Raw genomic sequence first — 20,618 nt, 5'->3', positions numbered from 1 at the left:
GGAGTGAAGAACTTTATTTATGAGGGGTGAAAGTAATGAGTTTACTCATTGATTTGGAAAAAAGGGACAGCGTTCTCTGTGTCAGACTTGAAGGCGAGTTAGATCATCACACAGCAATGGAGCTTAGGGAACAGGTAGATACCGCATTAAAAAAACATCACCTTACACACGTACTACTTAATCTAGAACATTTATCTTTTATGGATAGTTCCGGATTAGGAGTAATTTTGGGACGCTATAAACTTGTTCAAACTCTAGGTGGAGAAATGGTTGTTTGCTCAATATCTCCACAAATTAAAAGACTTTTTGAAATGTCAGGATTATTTAAAATTGTACGTTTTGCATCAAATGAAACAGATGCATTATTAGTGTTGGGGGTGGCGTCATGAAAAATACAATGAAGCTAACCTTTTCAGCACTTAGTCAAAATGAATCTTTTGCAAGAGTAGCTGTTGGTTCTTTTGTTGCTCAGCTCGACCCAACAATGGATGAATTAACAGAAATAAAGACAGTTATTAGTGAAGCAGTAACAAATGCTATTATTCATGGTTACAATGAAGATGATAATGGCATGGTAGATCTGGAAGTAGAACTTGAAGAAGATACAGTTCGACTTACAATTAGAGATCGAGGGATTGGTATTCATGATTTAGATGAGGCTCGTCAACCTTTATATACTTCTAAGCCAGAATTAGAACGAAGTGGTATGGGCTTTACGATTATGGAAAACTTTATGGATGAAGTTGCGATCGAGTCTGAACCAATGGTAGGTACGACCATTAGTTTAGTAAAACGCCTGTCCAAGCAGCGTGCGCTATGCAATTAAAGGGCGGCTTATTATGGATGTAGAAGTAAAACAAACTAAAAAACAAACGTACCTTGACGACAAGGAAATAAAGCGTCTCATAAAAGAGGCTCAAGACGGAGATCAAGAGGCGAGAGACCGAATTGTTAATGTAAACACACGTCTAGTTTGGTCTGTAGTACAACGCTTTTTAAATAGAGGATATGAAGCAGACGATTTGTTTCAAATTGGTTGCATCGGTTTAATAAAATCCGTCGATAAATTTGATCTAAGCTATGACGTAAAATTTTCTACGTATGCTGTACCTATGATTATTGGTGAGATACAACGTTTTCTAAGAGACGACGGTACTGTTAAAGTAAGTCGATCTATTAAAGAGAGTGCCAATAAAATTAGGAAGATGAAAGAAGAGCTATCAAAAACTTACGGTCGCACCCCCACAGTAAATGAACTTGCTGAGAAACTAGAAATGACTCCTGAAGAAGTAGTCTTTGCTCAAGAGGCAAGTAGACAGCTAACTTCTATACATGAGACAGTCTATGAAAATGATGGTGATCCTATCACTTTACTAGACCAGATCTCTGATGACGGTGATCTGAAATGGTTTGATAAAATTGCCTTACGAGATGAGATTGATAAATTAGATGAACGAGAAAAGCTAATCGTTTATTTAAGGTACTATAAGGATCAAACTCAATCACAAGTAGCAGAACGATTAGGAATTTCACAGGTACAGGTTTCAAGACTCGAGAAAAAGATTCTTAAACAATTAAAGGAACAGCTTGGCTAAATGCTAAGCTGTTTTTTAGCTCCCTTGAAATATTTTGTAACAATCTCCTTTTATCCTCTATTAATTAGAAAACCAATATCAAATTAAAATCAATCCTCTTTAAGTTGCATTGTTTTCCTATATTTCCACATACTAAAAAATATTATAAAGAGAACTCCTGCTCCTGCATAACCTGCCGATTTTCCCGTAGGAGTCGCCGTCTATCACTACTGAAGTTTTTTACTTTCAGAGTGGCTTTTTTCTTAAAAGATAAGAATTTATTAATTTTTGACTATGAAAGGTGTCTAGGAGGTCAGGACGTCGATGATTTAACCGTTGCCCACAGGACGTGGGCGTTCTTAGGTTAAATTGATGCGCGATCACCTCGTGTCAAATAACCTGTCCGCATAAAAAGTAAAAAGCACTTTTTAACGGCCAGAACATTTGCATTTCGGTGGGAGACAGGATGTCGATATTACGCCGTTGCCTACAGGACGTAGGCTTTACTTAGGCGGAATTGGGGCGTCTTGCGCTTTTCTTAATCAAATCGTAGAAAAGAGGTTTTTCGATGGATAAAAAAGTGTATTTTCGATTGAAAAGCCGAAGTTGGTCGAAGCCAAAGCAGAAAATTTATTTAAAAGACATTGCACAAGTAATAACTGAAGGAGTGCAGGAAGAACAAATTAAAAATTTAGTAGTATGCTATTTAACCTCAGACGACAAATCATTAAAAGTGATTGACTCTATGTATATTGTGAAATTAATTCAACAATCTAATCAAAATGTGGATGTACAAGTCATTGGTCCGACGCAGACTGTCATTTATTTAAAACAAAAAAAATTAAAATCTAGACCATATTTATTTATAGCTGTATGGATGTTGTTGTTCATAGGAGCTGGTTTAGCTATTATGAATTTTCATGAAGATGTAAGCATGCAGGAGGTTCACATTAAGATTAATAAAGTAATTACCGGTGAAGAAGAAACACAACCTCTATGGCTTCAAATTCCATATTCAATAGGCTTAGGCTTAGGTATGATTTTGTTTTTTAATCATGTATTTCGAAAGAGAATAAATGAAGAGCCTAGCCCAATGGAAATCGAAATGTTCAATTATGAAGAGAATATGGACAGATATGTCTCAGTGTATGAAAACGAAGCTTGGAAAGATAAAAATGATTAGTACTTTTCTTTTAATTTTAATCGGATTATCAGGCGGTTTAGCGGTGGGAAGTGGCTTTGTTGCCTTTTTAACTGTTCTAGGAATCATTCCTAGACTAGCCTATTTAACTAAAACAGAGCAGTTACTTACGTTTTATGAATTCTCAGTTATTGTAGGCACGCTTACTGGAGTGTGGTTTAGCTTAGGGAGTCCAATTTTTTCGATATCTAATCTTATTCTCATAATAATTGGATTAGCATGTGGCATTTTCATTGGATTATTGGCAGCTGCATTAACGGAAGTATTAAATGTATTTCCAATTCTTGCAAAAAGAATTGGAATGAAAGACAAAATAAATTGGCTTTTATGGGCTATTGTTTTTGGGAAAATTATTGGTTCCCTGTATCATTGGATCTATTTCGTGAAACTTTAATAATCTCAAAAGCAACTAAACAAGGAGTTGTTTACACATGAAAAAGAAGAAGAGGGTTATATTAATCACTGATGGAGATGAATCTGCAAAGGAAGCAGTAAAAAGTGTAGCCCAATCACTTAATTGTCATCTCATTATGGAATCAGGAGGTAATCCAACGAAAGTAACAGGACAACAGTTAATAAAGCTTATAAAAGATGCTGAAAAAGAGCCGATTCTAGTATTATTTGACGATTGCGGATTTCCAGAGGAAGGGTACGGTGAAACGGCTTTAATGGAGGTTGTTGCATCCTCTGACATAAATGTTTTAGGAGCAATCGCAGTTGCATCACAGTCATTCTCCCACGAATGGACAAGAGTTGATGTAAGTATCGATAAAAATGGTGTAATCACAGAATATGGTGTAGACAAAGACGGGATTATGGATACGGAAATAGGACGAATTAGAGGCGATACGGTTTACGTATTAGATCAATTATCTCTTCCCTTTATAGTCGGGATTGGTGACATTGGCAAAATGGGTGGGCGTGATTCAGTAAAGCTTGGTGCTCCAATTACAAAGCAAGCAGTGGAATTAATCTTAGAAAGGAGTGGAAACCAATGAGTTCAAAAGTGAAAAAAATCGATGAAAATGATGTTTTTAGTCGTGATCTAAGGGAAAACGAAAAGCGAATCACCGAACGAATTGGTATTGGAACAAGCTTTGATGTAGGAGTTAGGAAATTATACATATTGGATAAAGAAGTTCATTTTTATTTTGTAAATGGTCTATGTGATATTCAATATGTTGTTGAATTGTTAAAAGAATTAATGTATTTGGATGCAAATGAAACAAAAGAGAATAGAGTAAAAGATCAAATTGAAAACCGCTTAACACATGTACAGGTTGAACATGTGGGTAATATGGGGGAAGCGCTTACCCATATGTTATCTGGTCTAGTTTTCATTTTAGTCGAGGGAGAATCTGATGCACTTGTTGTAGATGTGCGTAGTTATCCTGGTAGAGGACCAGAAGAGCCAGATACAGAAAGGGTAGTCCGTGGAAGTCGCGATGGCTATACGGAAAACATCATTGAAAATACGGCTTTAACCCGAAGAAGAATTCGTGATGAGAAGCTTCGTCATGAAATAATGAAAGTAGGGGCACGTTCAAAAACGGATATATGTATTAGTTATATTGATGGCGTTGCCGATCCTAACCTCGTTAATATCATTCGAAAAGAACTCGAGGCAATAGACATTGATGGGTTAACAATGGCAGATAAAGTTGTTGAAGAGTTTGTTGTAAAACAAGGAAATAATCCTTTTCCAATAGTGAGATATACAGAAAGACCAGATGTGGCAGCAACACATTTATTAGAGGGACACGTTCTCGTTATCGTGGATGCCTCTCCAAGTGTAATTATTTTTCCAACAACGTTCTTTCATCATGTTCAGCATGCGGAAGAATTTAGACAAGCCCCTTTTGTTGGAACATTTTTAAGATGGGTTCGCTTTGTTGGGATGTTATTCTCTTTATTTATACTTCCATTATGGCTATTAATGGTGATGCAACCTTCTTTGCTGCCAGAGACTTTAGATTTTATTGGACCAAATGAAACGACAAATATACCAGTATTTGCTCAGATCGTTATAGCCGAATTAGGGATAGAGCTATTAAGGATGGCTGCTATTCATACACCATCACCATTAGCGACAGCACTAGGTTTAGTTGCAGCCCTGCTGATTGGGGAGATTGCAATAGAAGTTGGGTTACTTGTACCTGAAGTTATACTTTATGTTGCTGTAGGGGCAATAGGAATGTTTGCAACACCAAGTTATGAGTTATCTTTAGCCCTAAAAATGTTACGATTAGCTCTAATTATTTTAGTAGCAATATTTAAAGCTCCAGGCTTTATAATAGGTACAACAATCTTCTTTATTTTTCTAGCATTAATCAAATCGTTAAATGTACCATATTTATGGCCGTTCTTACCATTTTATCCAAAAGCATTATTAGATATAGTAATACGACAAGGGGTACCAATGAAGCGACGTCGTCCTAGCATTGTAAAACCACAGGATCCCATTAAACAAGGACCTGCGTAGAAAAGGATTGAAACAAAATAAGAGATATGGTATTGTTGAAGGCGATAAATTAAGCTTTTATAGTAGAAAAAGCGTAGCGCATTTCACTACAATGTAGTGAAGCACTATCCGATAGATGACGATAGGAATAGATAGTTTACACGTCAAGGATAACGGAAGTGATTCGCCTCCGTTATCCTTTTAAGTTTTAAAACTTAAAATAGAGTATACCTCATCGTTAAACGTATGTTTTAAGGGAACGAGTAGATAAAGGTGCATAATGAAAAATGAGGGATGAGGAGAGAAGAAATATGGGGTTATATGGAACAAGTAAAGTAAATAATGTCGGCAATTTAGAAATTGGCGGAATTGATACAACACTGTTAGTGGAAAAATATGGGACACCGCTATATGTATATGATGTAGAAGATATTTGTGCTCGTGCTCAACAATTCAAGAGTGCATTTGAGACAAGAGGAATTAAAAACCAAGTTGCCTATGCAAGCAAAGCTTTTAGTTGTATTGCTATGGTGCAATTAGTGGATGACCTTGGCTTAAGTTTAGATGTTGTATCAGGTGGAGAGTTATACACAGCTTTGAAAGCAGGTTTTCCAGTGGGAAGAATTCATTTCCACGGCAATAATAAGTCTCCTGATGAACTAGAGATGGCTATAAAAGAAGGTATTGGCTGTATCGTTGTTGATAACTTTACAGAGCTTTCATGGTTAATGGCATTAACAGAATCCCTAAAAAAAGAAATGAAGGTGTTAATTCGTATTACACCAGGGGTGGAAGCACATACCCATGAATATATATCTACTGGACAGGAAGACTCAAAGTTTGGTTTTGATATTCAAAGTGGTCAGGCTTCAAAAGCCATTACACAAATTCAAAACCACCAATATATTCATTTAGAAGGGGTACATTCCCATATAGGATCGCAAATATTTGAAACAGATGGCTTTACTTCAGCAATTAATGAAATTTATAAGTACCTTATAGAGTGGAAGAATACGTTAGGCTTTGAACCACGAGTTCTGAATTTAGGGGGAGGCTTCGGAATTCGTTACACAAAAGAGGATCGTCCATTACCATTAGAGCAATATGTAAACGCAATGATAGATGCTGTAGAACAACATACGAAAAAAAATGAATTAAGTACTCCGGAAATCTGGATTGAACCAGGGAGAGCACTTGTTGGAGAAGCAGGGACAACTATTTATTCTATTGGTTCAAGAAAGGATATTCCAGGGGTTCGATCTTATGTCTCTGTTGATGGAGGCATGACTGACAATATCAGACCGGCTTTATATCAGGCGAAATACGAAGCATTCGTTGCGAACAAAATGAATGAACAAAATGAAGAAAAAGTATCTATAGCTGGAAAATGTTGTGAAAGTGGCGATATGCTTATTTGGGATATAGAATTACCTAAAGTGGAAATTGGAGATTTATTAGCAGTCTCATCTACAGGGGCTTACGGCTATTCCATGTCCAATAATTATAATCGTATACTTCGACCTGCTGTTGTTTTTGTTGAAAACAGTGAAGAACAATGTGTTATTCAAAGAGAATCTTTTGAGGATTTAGTTAAAAATGAAACATCTTATCAAAAAAAAAGTAGCTCTAAATCTTTAAAAAAAGATTCGATCAAATTTTAATAAACAAAGATTATAATTATAGGGAAAGAAAACAAGTCGTATTTTTTCGTCTTGTTTTCTTTCTGTAATAATTTATTGTACAATTAGATAGGCTTAGAAATTGAAACTACATAGGAGGATAAATTAGTATGAAAAAAGGTACAATTACTATGGAAAATGGAGAAAAAATTCAAATTGAATTTTTTCCAAATGAAGCACCAGGAACAGTAGCTAATTTTGAAAAACTAGCTAACGAAGGATTCTATAACGGGATAACATTTCACCGTGTCATTCCGGGATTTGTTGCACAAGGTGGATGTCCTTATGGAACAGGTACTGGTGGAAGTGGTACGAACATTAAATGTGAAACAGAAGGTAATCCTCATAAGCATGTAGCTGGATCCTTATCTATGGCCCATGCTGGGAAAGATACAGGAAGTAGTCAATTTTTTATTGTTCATGAACCACAACCACACTTAGACGGAGTTCATACTGTTTTTGGACAAGTTACAGAAGGAATGGAAACGGTATTAAGAATTAAGCAAGGTGATGTTATGGAACAAGTAAAGGTTTTTGACGAAGAATAAATAAATGCATTATTTATAAAACACCTTACAGCTGATGTTTTAGTTATGAGGTGTTTTTTATTTTTTGCAGCTTATTCAAAGTAAGCTAAATAAAAGCGAAATTACAACATTCATTTCAACCTTTGTGATATAATAAACATAATCAAATATGGATATTATTTATCGTAACCTTCGGGGTCGGGTGCAATTCCCAACCGGCGGTGATGAAGCAATGAAGCTTCTAAGCCCGTGACCCGTTGCTTATTTAAGGAACGGTGGATCTGGTGCAAAACCAGGGCCGACAGTATAGTCTGGATGGGAGAAGGATTTTCGGTAAAAATGAAGTAGATTATAATTGGAGTAGTTTGTCCATTTTTAAAGGAAGAATGCTATTTTCTTTTAGAATGAAATATTTCAGAATATGTATTGGAATGGACAAAGGAAACAATTGTTATTATCTGGTAGCTAAGTTCATGGTTATCAGTTGGTTTTGCTATGCAAAAAGTTCTATACTTCGTTTTTCTGATTATATTTCTTTCCTGGAGGATTTCTATACCTTCAGGTTTTTTTGCGCTTTACGATTTCTTTTACGTAAAAGTATACATTGTTCACCAAAAACAACTTTCTATTAAAGTAGTACTATCCTTTTACAAGGGGAAATGAAAAGAGGTGTGATTAGTTGGAAAATACATTCATGAAAATGGCTATTGATTTAGCTCGTTCAACACATGGTCAAACGTCTCCCAATCCTGTAGTTGGTGCTATTATTGTAAGAAATAATCAAATTGTTGGAATGGGAGCACATTTGAAAGCTGGTGAGCCACATGCTGAACGGCATGCACTACAAATGGCTGGAGAAAAAGCGAAAAATGCAACGATGTATGTTACTTTAGAACCTTGCTCCCATTTTGGAAAAACCCCACCTTGTGCAGATGCAGTGATAGAAGCAGGGATAAAAAAAGTATATATTGCGTCTACAGACCCTAACCCTAAGGTTGCAGGAAATGGAATAGATAGACTACGTCAAGCTGGAATTGATGTAGAGGTGGATATTATGAAAGAGGAGGCAGATCGTCTAAATCAAGTGTTTTTTCATTATATACAAACAGGTAAGCCTTTTGTCACCTTAAAATCAGCAACTAGCTTGGATGGGAAAATTGCAACTAGTAAAGGGGAAAGTCAGTGGATTACATGTGAAGAATCAAGGTACGATTCTCACCAACTTAGACACATAAACGATGCTATTCTCGTTGGGGTAAATACTATTCTTGCAGACAATCCTTCTTTAACTACAAGATTAAATGAAGGGGGAAAGAATCCAATACGAATAGTGTTAGATCATAAGCTGAGAACACCTGAAACTGCAAAAGTAGTAACAGACCAACTGGCTCCTACATGGATATTTACTACAAATCATACAAATGCACAAAAAATACAAAAGTTAGAAGACGCAGGAGTAAAAGTTATTGTATTAAATAGTAAAAAGATTATCATTTCAGACCTCCTTACATATTTAGGGGAAAATCAGATTTCCTCTTTATTAGTAGAAGGAGGAAGTACAATAAATGATGCTTTTCTTCAAAACGGTGATTTTCAACAAGTTATTGTCTATTTAGCCCCTCTTATAATTGGAGGGAAAGATGCTTTAACCTCTTTTTCGGGAAAAGGTATTTTACATTTGAAAGACGCGACTATGTTAAAAATTAACTCTGTTGAAAGAACTGGAAATGATGTGAAGCTTGTTCTTACGAAAGGAGAGTAATATACATGTTTACAGGGATCATTGAAGAAAAAGGCACGATTCAGAAAATGAAACAGACAGGTGATTCTATCGTAATGAATATTCGTGCAAAGCATATTTTATCAGATGTACAATTAGGCGATAGTATAGCTGTAAATGGGGTATGTTTAACAGTAACAGCCTTTGATAAGAACTCATTTTCTGTTGACATTATGCCAGAAACAGTAAAAGGAACTAGCCTTCGAGAATTAACAGTAGGGTCTACTGTTAATTTAGAGAGAGCTATGTCAGCGAACGGACGATTTGGAGGACATTTTGTAACCGGTCATGTAGATGGTATTGGAAAAATTTTATCTAAACACCAGGAACATAATGCTGTTTATTACGAAATTGAAGTAGATCCTTCATTAAGAAAATATATGATGATGAAGGGTAGTGTTGCAGTTGACGGAACGAGTTTAACCATTTTTGGTTTAACTGATAAATCTTTTACTATTTCGATCATTCCACATACGATACAAGAGACTATTATCGGTAACAAAGGACAAGGAGATATTGTGAATGTAGAATGTGACATGCTAGCAAAATATATAGAAGAATTAATCTCACAAAGAACTATCAGTTCAGAGAATTTATCTGGGAAGTTATCAGAAAGCTTTCTAAAAGAAAACGGCTTTTAATTTATAGATAGGAGGAACGACGATGTTTGATTCAATTGAAGAAGCAATATACGAATTAATGCAAGGTAAATCTGTCATTGTCTGTGATGATGAAGATAGAGAAAACGAAGGGGATTTTATTGCTCTTGCAGAGAAAGCAACTCCAGAAGTAATTAACTTTATGATTACCCATGGACGTGGACTTGTTTGCGCACCTATAACAAGAGAAAGGGCAGAAGAGCTGGAGTTAGTACCAATGGTAGATAATAATACAGACCCTCATGGAACTGCTTTTACAGTGAGTATAGATCACAAGGACATTGCAACAGGTATTTCTGCACATGAACGATCCTTAACAGTGATGAGTCTAATTGATGAAAATACAAAGCCAGGTGATTATAAAAAACCAGGTCATATCTTCCCACTCATTGCAAAGGATGGGGGTGTATTAAGACGAGCAGGGCACACGGAAGCAGCAGTAGACCTTGCGAGAATGTGTGGTGCAAAGCCTGCAGGTGTCATTTGTGAAATTATCAAGGAAGATGGTTCCATGGCTCGTGTACCCGATCTTCGAAAGATAGCAGATGAGCACGATCTTAAAATGATCACAATTAAAGATCTTATTCAGTATCGAAATCGAAAGGATAAACTCATACAAAGGGAAGTGGAAATTGAATTACCTACGGAGTTTGGAGAATTTCGTGCAGTTGGATATAGCAATATTGTTGATGGAAAGGAGCACGTTGCTCTCATTAAAGGTGAAATAAGTAGTGAAATGCCTACTCTTGTTCGCGTGCATTCTGAATGCTTAACTGGGGATGTATTTGGATCGCAAAGGTGTGATTGTGGACCACAATTACATGCTGCTTTAAAGCAAATTGAGGAGGCTGGGTCAGGTGTGCTTCTTTATATGCGACAAGAAGGTCGTGGCATAGGGTTGTTAAATAAAATGAAAGCTTATAAACTACAGGAAGAAGGCTATGATACGGTAGAGGCAAATGAAAAACTTGGTTTTGCCCCAGATTTAAGAGATTACGGAATTGGAGCTCAAATCCTTCAAGATCTTGGGATAAGAAAAATGTGTTTATTAACAAATAACCCTAGAAAAATAACAGGGCTAAAGGGATATGATTTAGAAATTGTTGAACGAATCCAATTACAACTCCCTTATTCAAAGGATAATGAAAATTATTTAAAAGCAAAAAAAAATAAACTAGGACATATACTACATTTTTAATAATTTGAGGAGGAAAATGAAATGGGAAAAGTATTTGAAGGACATTTAGTTGGAACAGGATTAAAGGTTGGTATTGTAGTAGGTAGATTTAATGAATTTATTACTAGTAAATTACTCGGTGGGGCTCAGGATGCATTAATACGCCATGGAATTGAAGATGCAGATGTAGATATTGCTTGGGTTCCTGGAGCTTTTGAAATTCCAATTATCGCGAAAAAAATGGCGGAATCAGGTAACTATGATGCTGTCATTACATTAGGGACAGTTATCCGTGGATCCACACCTCATTTCGATTATGTATGTAGTGAGGTTTCAAAAGGTGTTGCTGCTTTATCCCTATCAACTGGAATTCCGGTTATCTTTGGTGTACTTACTACAGATACAATTGAGCAAGCTGTTGAAAGAGCAGGTACAAAAGCAGGGAACAAAGGATGGGAAGCTGGTGTTTCAGCTATTGAAATGGCTAATTTATCGAAGAGCTTTAATTAAGGTTTTGAACATAAAAAGAGAAAGAAAAGGTATGATCTTATCCTTTTCTTTCTCTTTCCTTTTGTTTTAATGAAGATAATCTTTCATGAATTACGTCTGTTCTATCTCTAAGCTTATGTCTAAAGATTAAGGATTTGTCCTCCATATCTTCTACGTAACACCATGTTAGATTTTGCTCACCACATTGCTTCTTACAAAGATCAATTAAGTCTTTGTCTGCTAATGGAATATTTAGAGGTTCATATGGACCACCTTTTTTTAAATTATTCAACCTTTTGTTTACAATGCTTTCTAGTGTACCAACATCAATTCCAATTTGTGAAAGGGCTACCTTATCAACCTGAAGGTAAGCAAGTACTTTTTGAAACATACGAAGGCTTCCCTTTATATTCCCTTGTCTTTCATGATATGTAGCTACAGCTAATTGAATTAATGCTAACCAATGTTTTTGAAAACCAGTTTCCTTCCAATACTCTTCCATAATTTCATGACATTCAAAATAATCTCTCGTTCCGTGAAAGTGAAGTAAGTACTCAATATAGGCTTTAGGGTAATGTTTCATCGAATCCTCCTAATTTAATTTTTAAAGAAAAGGTCATGTTACTAAATTTTAGGGTAGACCACCCATGCAAGTGGAATTTGCACCATGGAGGATGAAAATGATTTTAATCCAAATGGAACGAATGATTAACATAACCTTTATTTGTTAATACTGCTAAGTTCGATAACACTTATTTTCAGGATAGATCTCCATACAATTGGTAATTTATACCATAAGTATAAGGATTTCTTTTCAAGGGTTGATTCATCCGTTTCAAGCGATCGCTTGAAACGGATTATTATTTCTATTTCCAGGGTAGCCAATAAAATAGGGTACTTTAAGATTAACATATATTTATTTTCTAAGCTTGTAATAAATCCATAGAACACCATCTATTAAAATTTTTTGTTTATGATATAATTTTTGTTGAGAACAAAGAAAATGGTGAGACAAATGGAGTATAGTGTTAAGCTACAAACGTTTGAAGGCCCCTTAGATTTACTGTTACATTTAATTCAGAAAAATGATTTAGATTTATACGACATTCCTGTAAAAGATATTACTGAACAATATATGGTTTATATTCATACGATGCAAGTTCTACAATTAGATATAGCAAGTGAATATTTAATTATGGCAGCTACACTTTTACATATGAAGAGTAAAATGCTTTTACCTGCTCAAGAAGAAGAGTTATTGGAAGACGAGTTTGAATTTGATGGTGTGGAAGACCCCAAAGAAGAATTAATGTATCGGTTAATTGAATACAAGAAGTACAAAGAAGCAGCGGGAGAATTAAAAGAAAGAGAAAGGGCAAGGAGTGATTTATTTTCAAAGCCTATGTCTGATCTCACTCCACTTTTAAAGGATACTCTAAAATCTGATGAAACACCTAATTTAAATGTAACCATTTATGACATGTTAACAGCCTTTCAAAAGCTGCAAAGTAGAAAAAAGGACAAACCAACATATTCTAGAATACAAAGACAAGAAATACCCATTGATGAAAAAATGACACAAATAATGGAACAGCTAAATTTTCATCATGGGAAACGTAGATTTTCTGAGTTATTTGAAAAGGAAGATAGAAATCATATTGTCATTACATTTTTAGCACTGTTAGAATTAATGAAAACAGATTCAATTATCTGTAAACAAGAGCAAAATTTTGACGATATAATGATTTATCAAAAGGAGGTGTATGCTTTTGAAGTCACATCAGATTAAAGCTGTTATTGAAGGCCTTTTATTCGTATCAGGGGAAGAAGGAATTGATGAAAAGCAAATAATGGACGTTTTACAATTAGATCGTAAAACAGTAAAATTTTATATGGCAGAATTAATAGAAGCATACGCCTCCGATTCTAGAGGTATTCAAGTTGTAGAAATTGCCGGAGGCTACCAATTTACTACAAAAGCTGAGCATGCACCCTACTTTAAACGTTTGGTCCAATCACCATCAACGACTACATTGTCACAAGCTGCATTAGAAGCATTAGCAATTGTAGCTTATAAACAACCTATTTCTAGAATAGAAATAGAGGATATAAGAGGAGTAAAATCAGAACGACCTCTTAGAACATTAATTGCAAAGTCGCTAATTAAGGAAGTTGGCAGAGTCGAGGGTGCAGGTCGAGCAATCCTTTATGGGACAACAAAAGACTTTTTAGAACAATTTGGTTTACGTTCCATAAAAGAGTTACCTCCTTTACCAGAAAAAGTATCCGAGGATGACGTAGAAGAAGAAGTAGATTTATTTTTCTCAAGGTTTCAAGAACAGTTAGCATCAACTCAAGAAGAGAGTTCAAATACAAATTAGAAGGGATGACATTTTTTTATGGGGAATGATTTAGTACAACAACAGCTTTCTTTTACAATTAAACAATTAGAGAGGGCTGCTGAAGAGATTAGAAGTTTTTTAAATTCAACAACTTTAGAATCAATTGTTCAAGAGGGGGAGAGCAATTCTAAAGGGGATTATACAGATATATTAGATCAATTACGTAGAATTCTTGTTTTTTTTGATGACGGACGAGAATCAGGATATTTATTATTAAGAAGTGAAACGTTCCGAAAAAGTGCTGCTGAAAAGACATTATATTGGATTTTTCATCAGTGCATAGAAGAATTCTTTCAACCTAAATTAGACGTATGGTATGAAGATAGCCGTGCTGCATATACCGGAAAAAATGCAATTCAGTTTCGTGTACCAGTTTCGGAGCAACTGAAAGGGCTTGTAAAGACAATTGAAGGTCCGCTACAAGAGGTTAGAGAAGAACTAGAATATTATGAAACAGATTATCGAACAAAAATGCGTCAACGTGAAAATGAATATTAATACTGTAAAAAAACCGTATCCAATTTGATACGGTTTTTTTGTTACAAAATAGCGTTGGAATTACTTATGCTATAAAGTATAATCTAAGCTATTTTCATAAAACCATTCTTTTTTTCATTCCTTCTTATCTCTCGCATAGTAATAGAAAGAGTAAATAAAGGAGGGAATGAATGTGTCTATGGAGAGGCAATATAGTCACGACTTAATGAAATGGTTAGAAAAGTTTTCAAACGAGCTTAAGGTGAATGAGAATGTAACTAGAAATTCTTCTGATGTAGTTGGAAAGGTAGAAGGATTATTACATCAATTAAAGGAAAGGTCTTATATAGATGCAGCATATTTACGCCAATTAGAAAAAGAAGCAGAGCAGTTATATTATGATTATTTAAAAATAAAGACAAGTAGTGGACAACGTTCTGCACTAAATGAATCTACAAGTAGAATTCCAATTGGCAGTCATAGCCTACCAAAATTGCCTTATCAATACGATTCACTAGAGCCTTATATTCATCGAAGAATTATGGAATTACACCATAAAAAACATCATCAGTCTTATGTCGATGGATTAAATAAAGCAGAAAAAAATCTACAGGAGCAAAGGAAAAAGAATAAATTCGAAAATATAAAACATTGGGAGAGGGAATTAGCCTTCCATGGAGCAGGTCATTATTTGCATTCTTTATTTTGGCAAGTACTGTCACCTAAAGGTGGAGGAAAACCTAAAGGAGAATTAGCAAATCAAATAGATCTCGATTTTGAAGGATTTCACTCCTTTAAAAATCATTTCTCTGAAGCTGCAAACGGTGTGGAAGGAAGCGGCTGGGCAATTCTAGTATGGTCACCTAGAGTAGGGAGGCTAGAAATATTAACAGCAGAAAAGCATCAAAACTTAACGCAATGGGATGTAATTCCATTACTTCCACTGGATGTATGGGAGCATGCATATTACTTACAGTATGAAAATGAACGGCATCGATATGTTAATAATTGGTGGAACATTATCAATTGGCCATATGTAGAAGAGAGGTATAAAACAGCGAAAAGGAATATATGGTTACCCTGAAAATAAACCGCCATCGTCTTTGTTAAAAAGACGATGGCGGTCAAATTCATTTGGAATCAACTTGAATTATAATACTAATTTTCTAAAATTTCTTTTAACCAAGTATTCATTTTTTTTGTTAGTATTTCAGATTCCCTCATTATTTGGTTAATTTCTGACGTTGGATCGTCTTTTTCTCCTTTAAAAACAGTTTTTATGCTTTTATTTTTTTTGAGCCAAAAAGAGTCTAGATAAAGATTATATTCTCTCCAAAATTCAGTTAAAATTAATATTTTGCTTTTATTATATACAGTTTCCAAAAACTCCATAGGAATAGTTAAAGATCGTGGAGCTAGTTCAATTTGTTTTTTATGTAAATCATTAGTTTGTTTATGTACAGCGTTTCTTACAGTCATACACTGTAATTCCACAGTTCTTTTAACTTCTTCTTTCCACTCATTCTTTTCGTCGTTCTCCAAAAAAAATGTATTTTCCTCTCGTATAGAATCCTTGGATTGTTCTATTTTGAAAAATAAATAGTTAAATTTTCGATTTAAATAAATAAAAATAAAAACTTGGCAAATGATTAAAATAAATAAAAAGCTAAGTACCACATAAAGCATTGTCTTCCCTCCTTTTCCATTATCATATCAAATTTTAAAGACACGTCCTAAAAACAATTAAATAAGAATTACTATGACATGTACATAATTTAGTGTAGTTATTTAATACTAACTTCATGAAAGGAGTGCACCTTTGTGATGATGAGGAAATCAATATATTTTTGTTCGTTTATAATCGTAATAATTACCCTTTTTTCTGGATGTCAATTTGCTGATAACAACGAGAAAAATTCTGTTTCCCCGTATAATGTTCAATCAAAAATACCGCAAAATTTAGCATTGGAGATGGAAAAAGAAATTGAAAAGTTTGAAGAGGTTGATCGAGTAACAGCTGTCTCACATAACAAAAGTGTGTACATTTCTTTGAGGGTTTCAGGTTTCGATCGTTTTTTTCTTAAACAGATAAGACAAAAAGCTTACAAGCGTGCATCTTCTAAAAATGAAGAAGCCACTATTTACTTATCAACAGATAGAAAAGTCGATATGGAGCTTAATAAAATTAAATCAGAAATAAAACATCGGTCTATTACAAAAAAGGAATTAGAAAAGGAATTAAAAAAGGTTGAAAAGGATATGAATGGATAGTCATTTCTCGATGGATATAAATACAATAATGAGGAGGTGCCATTACATGGCATTCGTATGGGCTTTTATCGTTGGAGGCATTATATGTGTTATTGGTCAATTGCTTATGGACGTTATGAAGCTTACACCAGGACACACAATGAGTACATTAGTTGTTTCTGGTGCAATATTGGATGGTTTAGGATTATACGAACCACTCATTGATTTTGCTGGTGCGGGCGCTACGGTACCAATTACAAGTTTTGGTAACTCCTTAGTTCACGGAGCATTAGCAGAAGCAGAGCAGCACGGAATGATAGGTATTATGACTGGTATTTTTGAAGTGACTAGTGCAGGTATTTCAGCAGCGATAATTTTTAGTTTTTTAGCCGCATTAATTTTTAAACCAAAAGGATGAAATAATTATTTCCCTTTGCCAACCTCCATGAATAATAGATAGAACTGGTTTTTATTCACAGAAGGTGTATAGGTTGTACGGATAAATGGAAGTGTTAAGCAGAGGGTGCAGGCTCTGTAAAGAGTAACTAGATCAAATCTCCAAATCCTTATTAAAATGTGAAGATGTACATATCTTTTGATAAACTGCATAGACTTGTACAAAACATATAGTACGGAGGCATACTATGAAGAAAAATATGGTCATTGTTTTACTTACAGCAATCTTGTTTGTTTTTACAACAAATTTTAATAGTCACGCAGCAACCTATCAAAGTAATGTATCTGCTAAAGGTGCCATTTTAATGGAGCAAGAAAGTGGACGAGTACTTTATGAAAAAGAAGCACATACACCTATGAGAATAGCTAGTATTACAAAAATAATGACAGCAATTTTAGCGATAGAATCAGGTAAATTAGATGAATGGGTAACCATTTCAAAAAATGCTGAAGGTACGGAAGGTTCATCTATTTATTTACAAGCAGGTGAAAAAATAAAGCTTGAGGATTTAGTATATGGACTAATGCTACGTTCTGGTAATGATTCCGCAGTGGCCATAGCAGAGCATGTTGGCGGAAGTCTAGAGGGTTTTATTTATATGATGAATGAAAAAAGAAAAGAGTTAGGTATGGATAATACGATGTTCTCTAATCCACATGGCTTAGATGATCATGAGGAGCACTATTCTACTGCGTATGATATGGCACTCTTAACAAAATACGCCATGAAAAATGACATTTATAGGGAGATATCATCTACTGAATCTTATCGATCCGTAAGTAAAGAGGAAAGATACCGTGTTTTTAATAATAAGAATCGACTTCTTACCCAACTATATAAGAATTCTACAGGCGGAAAAACTGGTTACACAAAAAGAGCAAAACGAACGTTAGTATCAACTGCACAAAAAAATGAGGTTGACCTAATAGCTGTAACAATAAATGCTCCTAGTGACTGGCATGATCATATGAATCTATTTGAATGGGCTTTTAAAACCTTTGAACTTGTACCAATTGTGAAAGAAGGAAAAGTGAACGAAGTAGTAGATGATTATTATCAAGATAAGCTAATAGCAAATTATTCCTTTGAATATCCTTTGTCAGAAGAAGAGAAAGAGGAAGTGAATAAAAAGTTTGTTTTATATCGTCCGCCAACAGATGATCGATGGGAGAGAAATGGTCACCCTAATCCTATCGGGACAATTCAAATTCAAATTAGTAACGATGTAATTGGGGTTGTACCTTTAGAGTATATAGAGGAGGTAGTAGAGGAAAAATCATTTTGGAAAAAATGGTTTGAGCAACTGTTCATGGTTGTAGGAGTGAAAGCTAATGGTTAATATAATTTGGGTTGCACTATTTGTAATTGGACTTGTTTTCGCTGGAATTAATGGAACGATGGATCAAGTGAATGAAGCTATTTTTAGTGGTGCAGCAGAAGCAGTTACTATTTGTATTGGTTTAATAAGTGTTTTGACCTTTTGGTTAGGATTAATGAGAATTGCGGAAAAAGCAGGATTATTACGGGGCCTAAGTAAGCTTCTTCAGCCTATCGCCAAGAGACTTTTCCCGGACATACCAAAAGGTCACCCTGCAATGGGGTATATTTTATCGAATATGAGTGCAAATATGTTTGGGTTGGGAAATGCTGCAACACCAATGGGGATTAAAGCAATGGAAGAATTAAAGAGACTAAATGGAAATAGGGATGAAGCGAGTCGTTCTATGATCACTTTACTAGCTATAAACACAGCTAGTATTACGTTAATCCCAACAACTGTAATATCTATACGAATTCAATATGATTCTGTTGCTCCAACAGAAATAGTAGCCACTACTATAATGGCTACTACTATATCAACTGTAGGTGCTATATTAATAGATCGCTATTTTTATTATCGACGTATTAGAAAAAAAAGGGCGTGAGGTGACTTGGGATGGATAACGACTATTTCTATTTGGATTATTCCGACTATCATTGCATTCGTACTAATTTCAGGTACCGTAAAAAGAGTTCCGACTTATGAGACCTTCGTTGAAGGGGCGAAGGAAGGGGTAAAAATGTCTTTTTCTATCATTCCATATTTAGTAGGAATGCTAGTTGCAATTACAGTATTTCGAGCATCTGGAGCCATGGAATACTTTATCTCCTTATTACGTCCTTTCCTTCAAATGATAGGAATACCAGCAGACATTGTTCCTTTAGCATTAATTCGTCCATTGTCAGGAACTGGCGCATTAGGAATGACAACGGATTTAATCTCTACACATGGACCGGACTCATTTATAGGTCGGTTAGCTTCAACGATGCAGGGAAGTACAGATACAACCTTTTATGTTTTAACTGTTTATTTTGGTGCGGTAGGTATTAGAAAAATGGGTGATGCTTTAAAGGTTGGTTTATTAGCTGATTTAATAGGTGTTATCGCATCTATTATTATTGTTACAATTATTTTTATGTAAATTTTGTTAATGTTGTATCGTTTAAATATCATACAATAATAAATAGCATTACAAATATTCATTATCGTTAAGGTTATATTACCCTAACGATTTTTTCTTATTCATAAATCAAGATTAGACTTTGCGATTTTCAGGGTAGCTATTAAATAAATATTACATGCAATAAATGCTTTTCATTGTCTATATGAGAAAAAAAAGATAAAATTAATGTTTGAAAACGATTTAAAGTCGTCGAAACTGTTATATAGAAAAAATTGTTATATACTAGAGGTGAAATTGTGGAACGTTTACAGAAAGTTATTGCCCAATCTGGAATTACTTCAAGGCGGAAGGCAGAACAATTAATAGTTGATGGGAAGGTTCTTGTTAACGGAAAGAAGATCACAGAATTAGGTACGAAGGTTGATCCAAACCATGATAAAATTATTGTGGAAGGAGTTCCTTTAGAAAAAGAGGAACCTGTTTATTATTTGTTATATAAACCTACAGGAGTAATATCAAGTGTTAATGATGAACATAACCGTAAAGTGGTTACTGATTTTATTGAGACGGATAAGCGTATATTTCCTGTTGGAAGATTGGATTACGATACATCTGGATTAATCTTGTTGACGAATGATGGTGATTTTGCAAATTTGTTAATGCATCCTAAGCATAAGGTAGTAAAGACGTACATTGCTAAAGTAGAAGGAATTCCATTAAGGGAATCATTAAAGAAGTTAGAAAGAGGAGTTATGTTAGAGGACGGGAAGACAGCACCAGCTCAAGTAAAGGTTAAGCGTTCAGATAAAAAGAAAGGTACGTCCATTGTTGAGATTTCAATTCATGAAGGTAGAAATCGACAAGTTCGTCGTATGTTTGATGCTATCGGCCATCCAGTAGTTAAGTTAAAGAGGGAGCAATATGGTTTCTTACATCTTAAGGGATTAAATGCAGGGGAATATAGAGAATTGAAGCCCCATGAAATAAAACAGTTAAGAGAATTAGTTGTCACATAAATTTCACATTTTTAATGACATACCC

At 34.8% G+C, this 20,618-nt stretch carries 25 protein-coding genes and 1 riboswitch; of the genes, 23 read left to right on the top strand and 2 right to left on the bottom strand.

Annotated elements, in window-relative coordinates:
* Positions 1-35 precede the first annotated feature (35 nt).
* The 13 genes from spoIIAA to ribH all read left to right on the top strand — a co-directional run bounded on the left by spoIIAA (position 36) and on the right by ribH (position 11,568).
* The gene (gene spoIIAA / locus QA612_RS09220; protein WP_278283503.1) at positions 36-389 is read left to right on the top strand and encodes an anti-sigma F factor antagonist; all 354 of its coding nucleotides are present in this window, start codon (positions 36-38) and stop codon (positions 387-389) included.
* Entirely contained in the window at positions 386-826 is a 441-nt protein-coding gene (gene spoIIAB / locus QA612_RS09215) for an anti-sigma F factor (RefSeq protein ID WP_278283502.1), read from the top strand. The genes spoIIAA and spoIIAB overlap by 4 nt, the downstream gene beginning before the upstream one ends.
* Before the next feature lie 13 nt (positions 827-839).
* A complete protein-coding gene (sigF, locus tag QA612_RS09210) occupies positions 840-1,595 on the top strand; it encodes an RNA polymerase sporulation sigma factor SigF (RefSeq protein ID WP_278283501.1) in 756 nt (251 codons plus the stop codon).
* Between the two features lie 547 nt (positions 1,596-2,142).
* Positions 2,143-2,757, top strand: a complete 615-nt coding sequence (locus QA612_RS09205) for a stage V sporulation protein AA (RefSeq protein ID WP_278283500.1) — start codon at positions 2,143-2,145, stop codon at positions 2,755-2,757.
* Positions 2,750-3,169, top strand: coding sequence for a stage V sporulation protein AB (locus QA612_RS09200; RefSeq protein ID WP_278283499.1), 420 nt, complete (start codon positions 2,750-2,752; stop codon positions 3,167-3,169). The genes QA612_RS09205 and QA612_RS09200 overlap by 8 nt, the downstream gene beginning before the upstream one ends.
* A gap of 37 nt (positions 3,170-3,206) precedes the next feature.
* Positions 3,207-3,773, top strand: a complete 567-nt coding sequence (gene spoVAEA, locus QA612_RS09195) for a stage V sporulation protein SpoVABEA (protein ID WP_278283498.1) — start codon at positions 3,207-3,209, stop codon at positions 3,771-3,773.
* Positions 3,770-5,257 (top strand): spore germination protein, encoded by a 1,488-nt coding sequence (locus QA612_RS09190; protein WP_278283497.1) that lies wholly within the window; start codon positions 3,770-3,772, stop codon positions 5,255-5,257. The genes spoVAEA and QA612_RS09190 overlap by 4 nt, the downstream gene beginning before the upstream one ends.
* Positions 5,258-5,547: 290 nt before the next feature.
* Positions 5,548-6,897, top strand: a complete 1,350-nt coding sequence (gene lysA / locus QA612_RS09185; RefSeq protein WP_278283496.1) for a diaminopimelate decarboxylase — start codon at positions 5,548-5,550, stop codon at positions 6,895-6,897.
* A 128-nt stretch (positions 6,898-7,025) separates the two neighbouring features.
* Entirely contained in the window at positions 7,026-7,463 is a 438-nt protein-coding gene (locus tag QA612_RS09180) for a peptidylprolyl isomerase (protein WP_278283495.1), read from the top strand.
* Positions 7,464-7,626: 163 nt separating this feature from the next.
* A riboswitch (FMN riboswitch) is annotated at positions 7,627-7,773 on the top strand.
* Between the two features lie 348 nt (positions 7,774-8,121).
* On the top strand, positions 8,122-9,204 hold the full coding sequence (gene ribD, locus QA612_RS09175; protein ID WP_278283494.1) for a bifunctional diaminohydroxyphosphoribosylaminopyrimidine deaminase/5-amino-6-(5-phosphoribosylamino)uracil reductase RibD: 1,083 nt from the start codon (positions 8,122-8,124) through the stop codon (positions 9,202-9,204).
* Between the two features lie 5 nt (positions 9,205-9,209).
* A complete protein-coding gene (gene ribE, locus QA612_RS09170) occupies positions 9,210-9,863 on the top strand; it encodes a riboflavin synthase (RefSeq protein ID WP_278283493.1) in 654 nt (217 codons plus the stop codon).
* A gap of 22 nt (positions 9,864-9,885) precedes the next feature.
* Positions 9,886-11,079 carry a bifunctional 3,4-dihydroxy-2-butanone-4-phosphate synthase/GTP cyclohydrolase II gene (locus QA612_RS09165; RefSeq protein ID WP_278283492.1) on the top strand — a complete coding sequence of 398 codons (1,194 nt, stop codon included), beginning with the start codon at positions 9,886-9,888 and terminating at the stop codon, positions 11,077-11,079.
* Between the two features lie 21 nt (positions 11,080-11,100).
* Positions 11,101-11,568 carry a 6,7-dimethyl-8-ribityllumazine synthase gene (gene ribH, locus QA612_RS09160; protein ID WP_278283491.1) on the top strand — a complete coding sequence of 156 codons (468 nt, stop codon included), beginning with the start codon at positions 11,101-11,103 and terminating at the stop codon, positions 11,566-11,568.
* A gap of 37 nt (positions 11,569-11,605) precedes the next feature.
* Here ribH and QA612_RS09155 read toward each other — a convergent pair whose 3' ends face one another.
* Positions 11,606-12,130 (bottom strand): DUF309 domain-containing protein, encoded by a 525-nt coding sequence (locus tag QA612_RS09155; RefSeq protein WP_278283490.1) that lies wholly within the window; start codon positions 12,128-12,130, stop codon positions 11,606-11,608.
* A gap of 432 nt (positions 12,131-12,562) precedes the next feature.
* Between QA612_RS09155 and QA612_RS09150 the strand changes: the two genes are divergently transcribed.
* The 4 genes from QA612_RS09150 (at position 12,563) to QA612_RS09135 (ending at position 15,510) form a co-directional block, all read left to right on the top strand.
* Entirely contained in the window at positions 12,563-13,336 is a 774-nt protein-coding gene (locus QA612_RS09150) for a segregation/condensation protein A (RefSeq protein WP_278283557.1), read from the top strand.
* Entirely contained in the window at positions 13,317-13,928 is a 612-nt protein-coding gene (gene scpB / locus QA612_RS09145) for an SMC-Scp complex subunit ScpB (RefSeq protein ID WP_278283489.1), read from the top strand. Before QA612_RS09150 ends, scpB begins: the two co-directional genes overlap by 20 nt.
* 18 nt (positions 13,929-13,946) lie before the next feature.
* Positions 13,947-14,447, top strand: a complete 501-nt coding sequence (locus QA612_RS09140) for a DUF3907 family protein (RefSeq protein WP_278283488.1) — start codon at positions 13,947-13,949, stop codon at positions 14,445-14,447.
* 178 nt (positions 14,448-14,625) lie between these two features.
* Positions 14,626-15,510: a superoxide dismutase gene (locus tag QA612_RS09135; RefSeq protein WP_278283556.1), complete on the top strand. Its 885-nt coding sequence runs from the start codon at positions 14,626-14,628 to the stop codon at positions 15,508-15,510.
* Between the two features lie 74 nt (positions 15,511-15,584).
* On the opposite strand, the gene QA612_RS09130 is transcribed toward QA612_RS09135, so the two are convergent.
* Positions 15,585-16,112, bottom strand: coding sequence for a hypothetical protein (locus QA612_RS09130; protein ID WP_278283487.1), 528 nt, complete (start codon positions 16,110-16,112; stop codon positions 15,585-15,587).
* A 135-nt stretch (positions 16,113-16,247) separates the two neighbouring features.
* Here QA612_RS09130 and QA612_RS09125 point away from each other — a divergent pair, with 135 nt between their 5' ends.
* The 6 genes from QA612_RS09125 to QA612_RS09100 all read left to right on the top strand — a co-directional run bounded on the left by QA612_RS09125 (position 16,248) and on the right by QA612_RS09100 (position 20,593).
* Positions 16,248-16,697, top strand: a complete 450-nt coding sequence (locus QA612_RS09125) for a hypothetical protein (RefSeq protein ID WP_278283486.1) — start codon at positions 16,248-16,250, stop codon at positions 16,695-16,697.
* Positions 16,698-16,743: 46 nt separating this feature from the next.
* On the top strand, positions 16,744-17,094 hold the full coding sequence (gene spoVAE, locus QA612_RS09120) for a stage V sporulation protein AE (protein WP_278283485.1): 351 nt from the start codon (positions 16,744-16,746) through the stop codon (positions 17,092-17,094).
* Between the two features lie 226 nt (positions 17,095-17,320).
* Complete coding sequence (locus QA612_RS09115) at positions 17,321-18,472, top strand: D-alanyl-D-alanine carboxypeptidase family protein (RefSeq protein WP_278283484.1); 1,152 nt, start codon at positions 17,321-17,323, stop codon at positions 18,470-18,472.
* Positions 18,465-19,058 carry a nucleoside recognition domain-containing protein gene (locus QA612_RS09110; RefSeq protein WP_278283483.1) on the top strand — a complete coding sequence of 198 codons (594 nt, stop codon included), beginning with the start codon at positions 18,465-18,467 and terminating at the stop codon, positions 19,056-19,058. The genes QA612_RS09115 and QA612_RS09110 overlap by 8 nt, the downstream gene beginning before the upstream one ends.
* A gap of 6 nt (positions 19,059-19,064) precedes the next feature.
* Complete coding sequence (locus tag QA612_RS09105) at positions 19,065-19,595, top strand: spore maturation protein (RefSeq protein WP_278283482.1); 531 nt, start codon at positions 19,065-19,067, stop codon at positions 19,593-19,595.
* Between the two features lie 278 nt (positions 19,596-19,873).
* On the top strand, positions 19,874-20,593 hold the full coding sequence (locus QA612_RS09100; protein ID WP_278283481.1) for a pseudouridine synthase: 720 nt from the start codon (positions 19,874-19,876) through the stop codon (positions 20,591-20,593).
* Positions 20,594-20,618 lie beyond the last annotated feature (25 nt).

This window comes from Evansella sp. AB-P1 (assembly GCF_029688925.1).
In the GTDB taxonomy this organism is placed as follows: Bacteria; Bacillota; Bacilli; order Bacillales; family Salisediminibacteriaceae; genus Evansella.
This window is presented reverse-complemented; position numbering and strand designations above follow the sequence as displayed.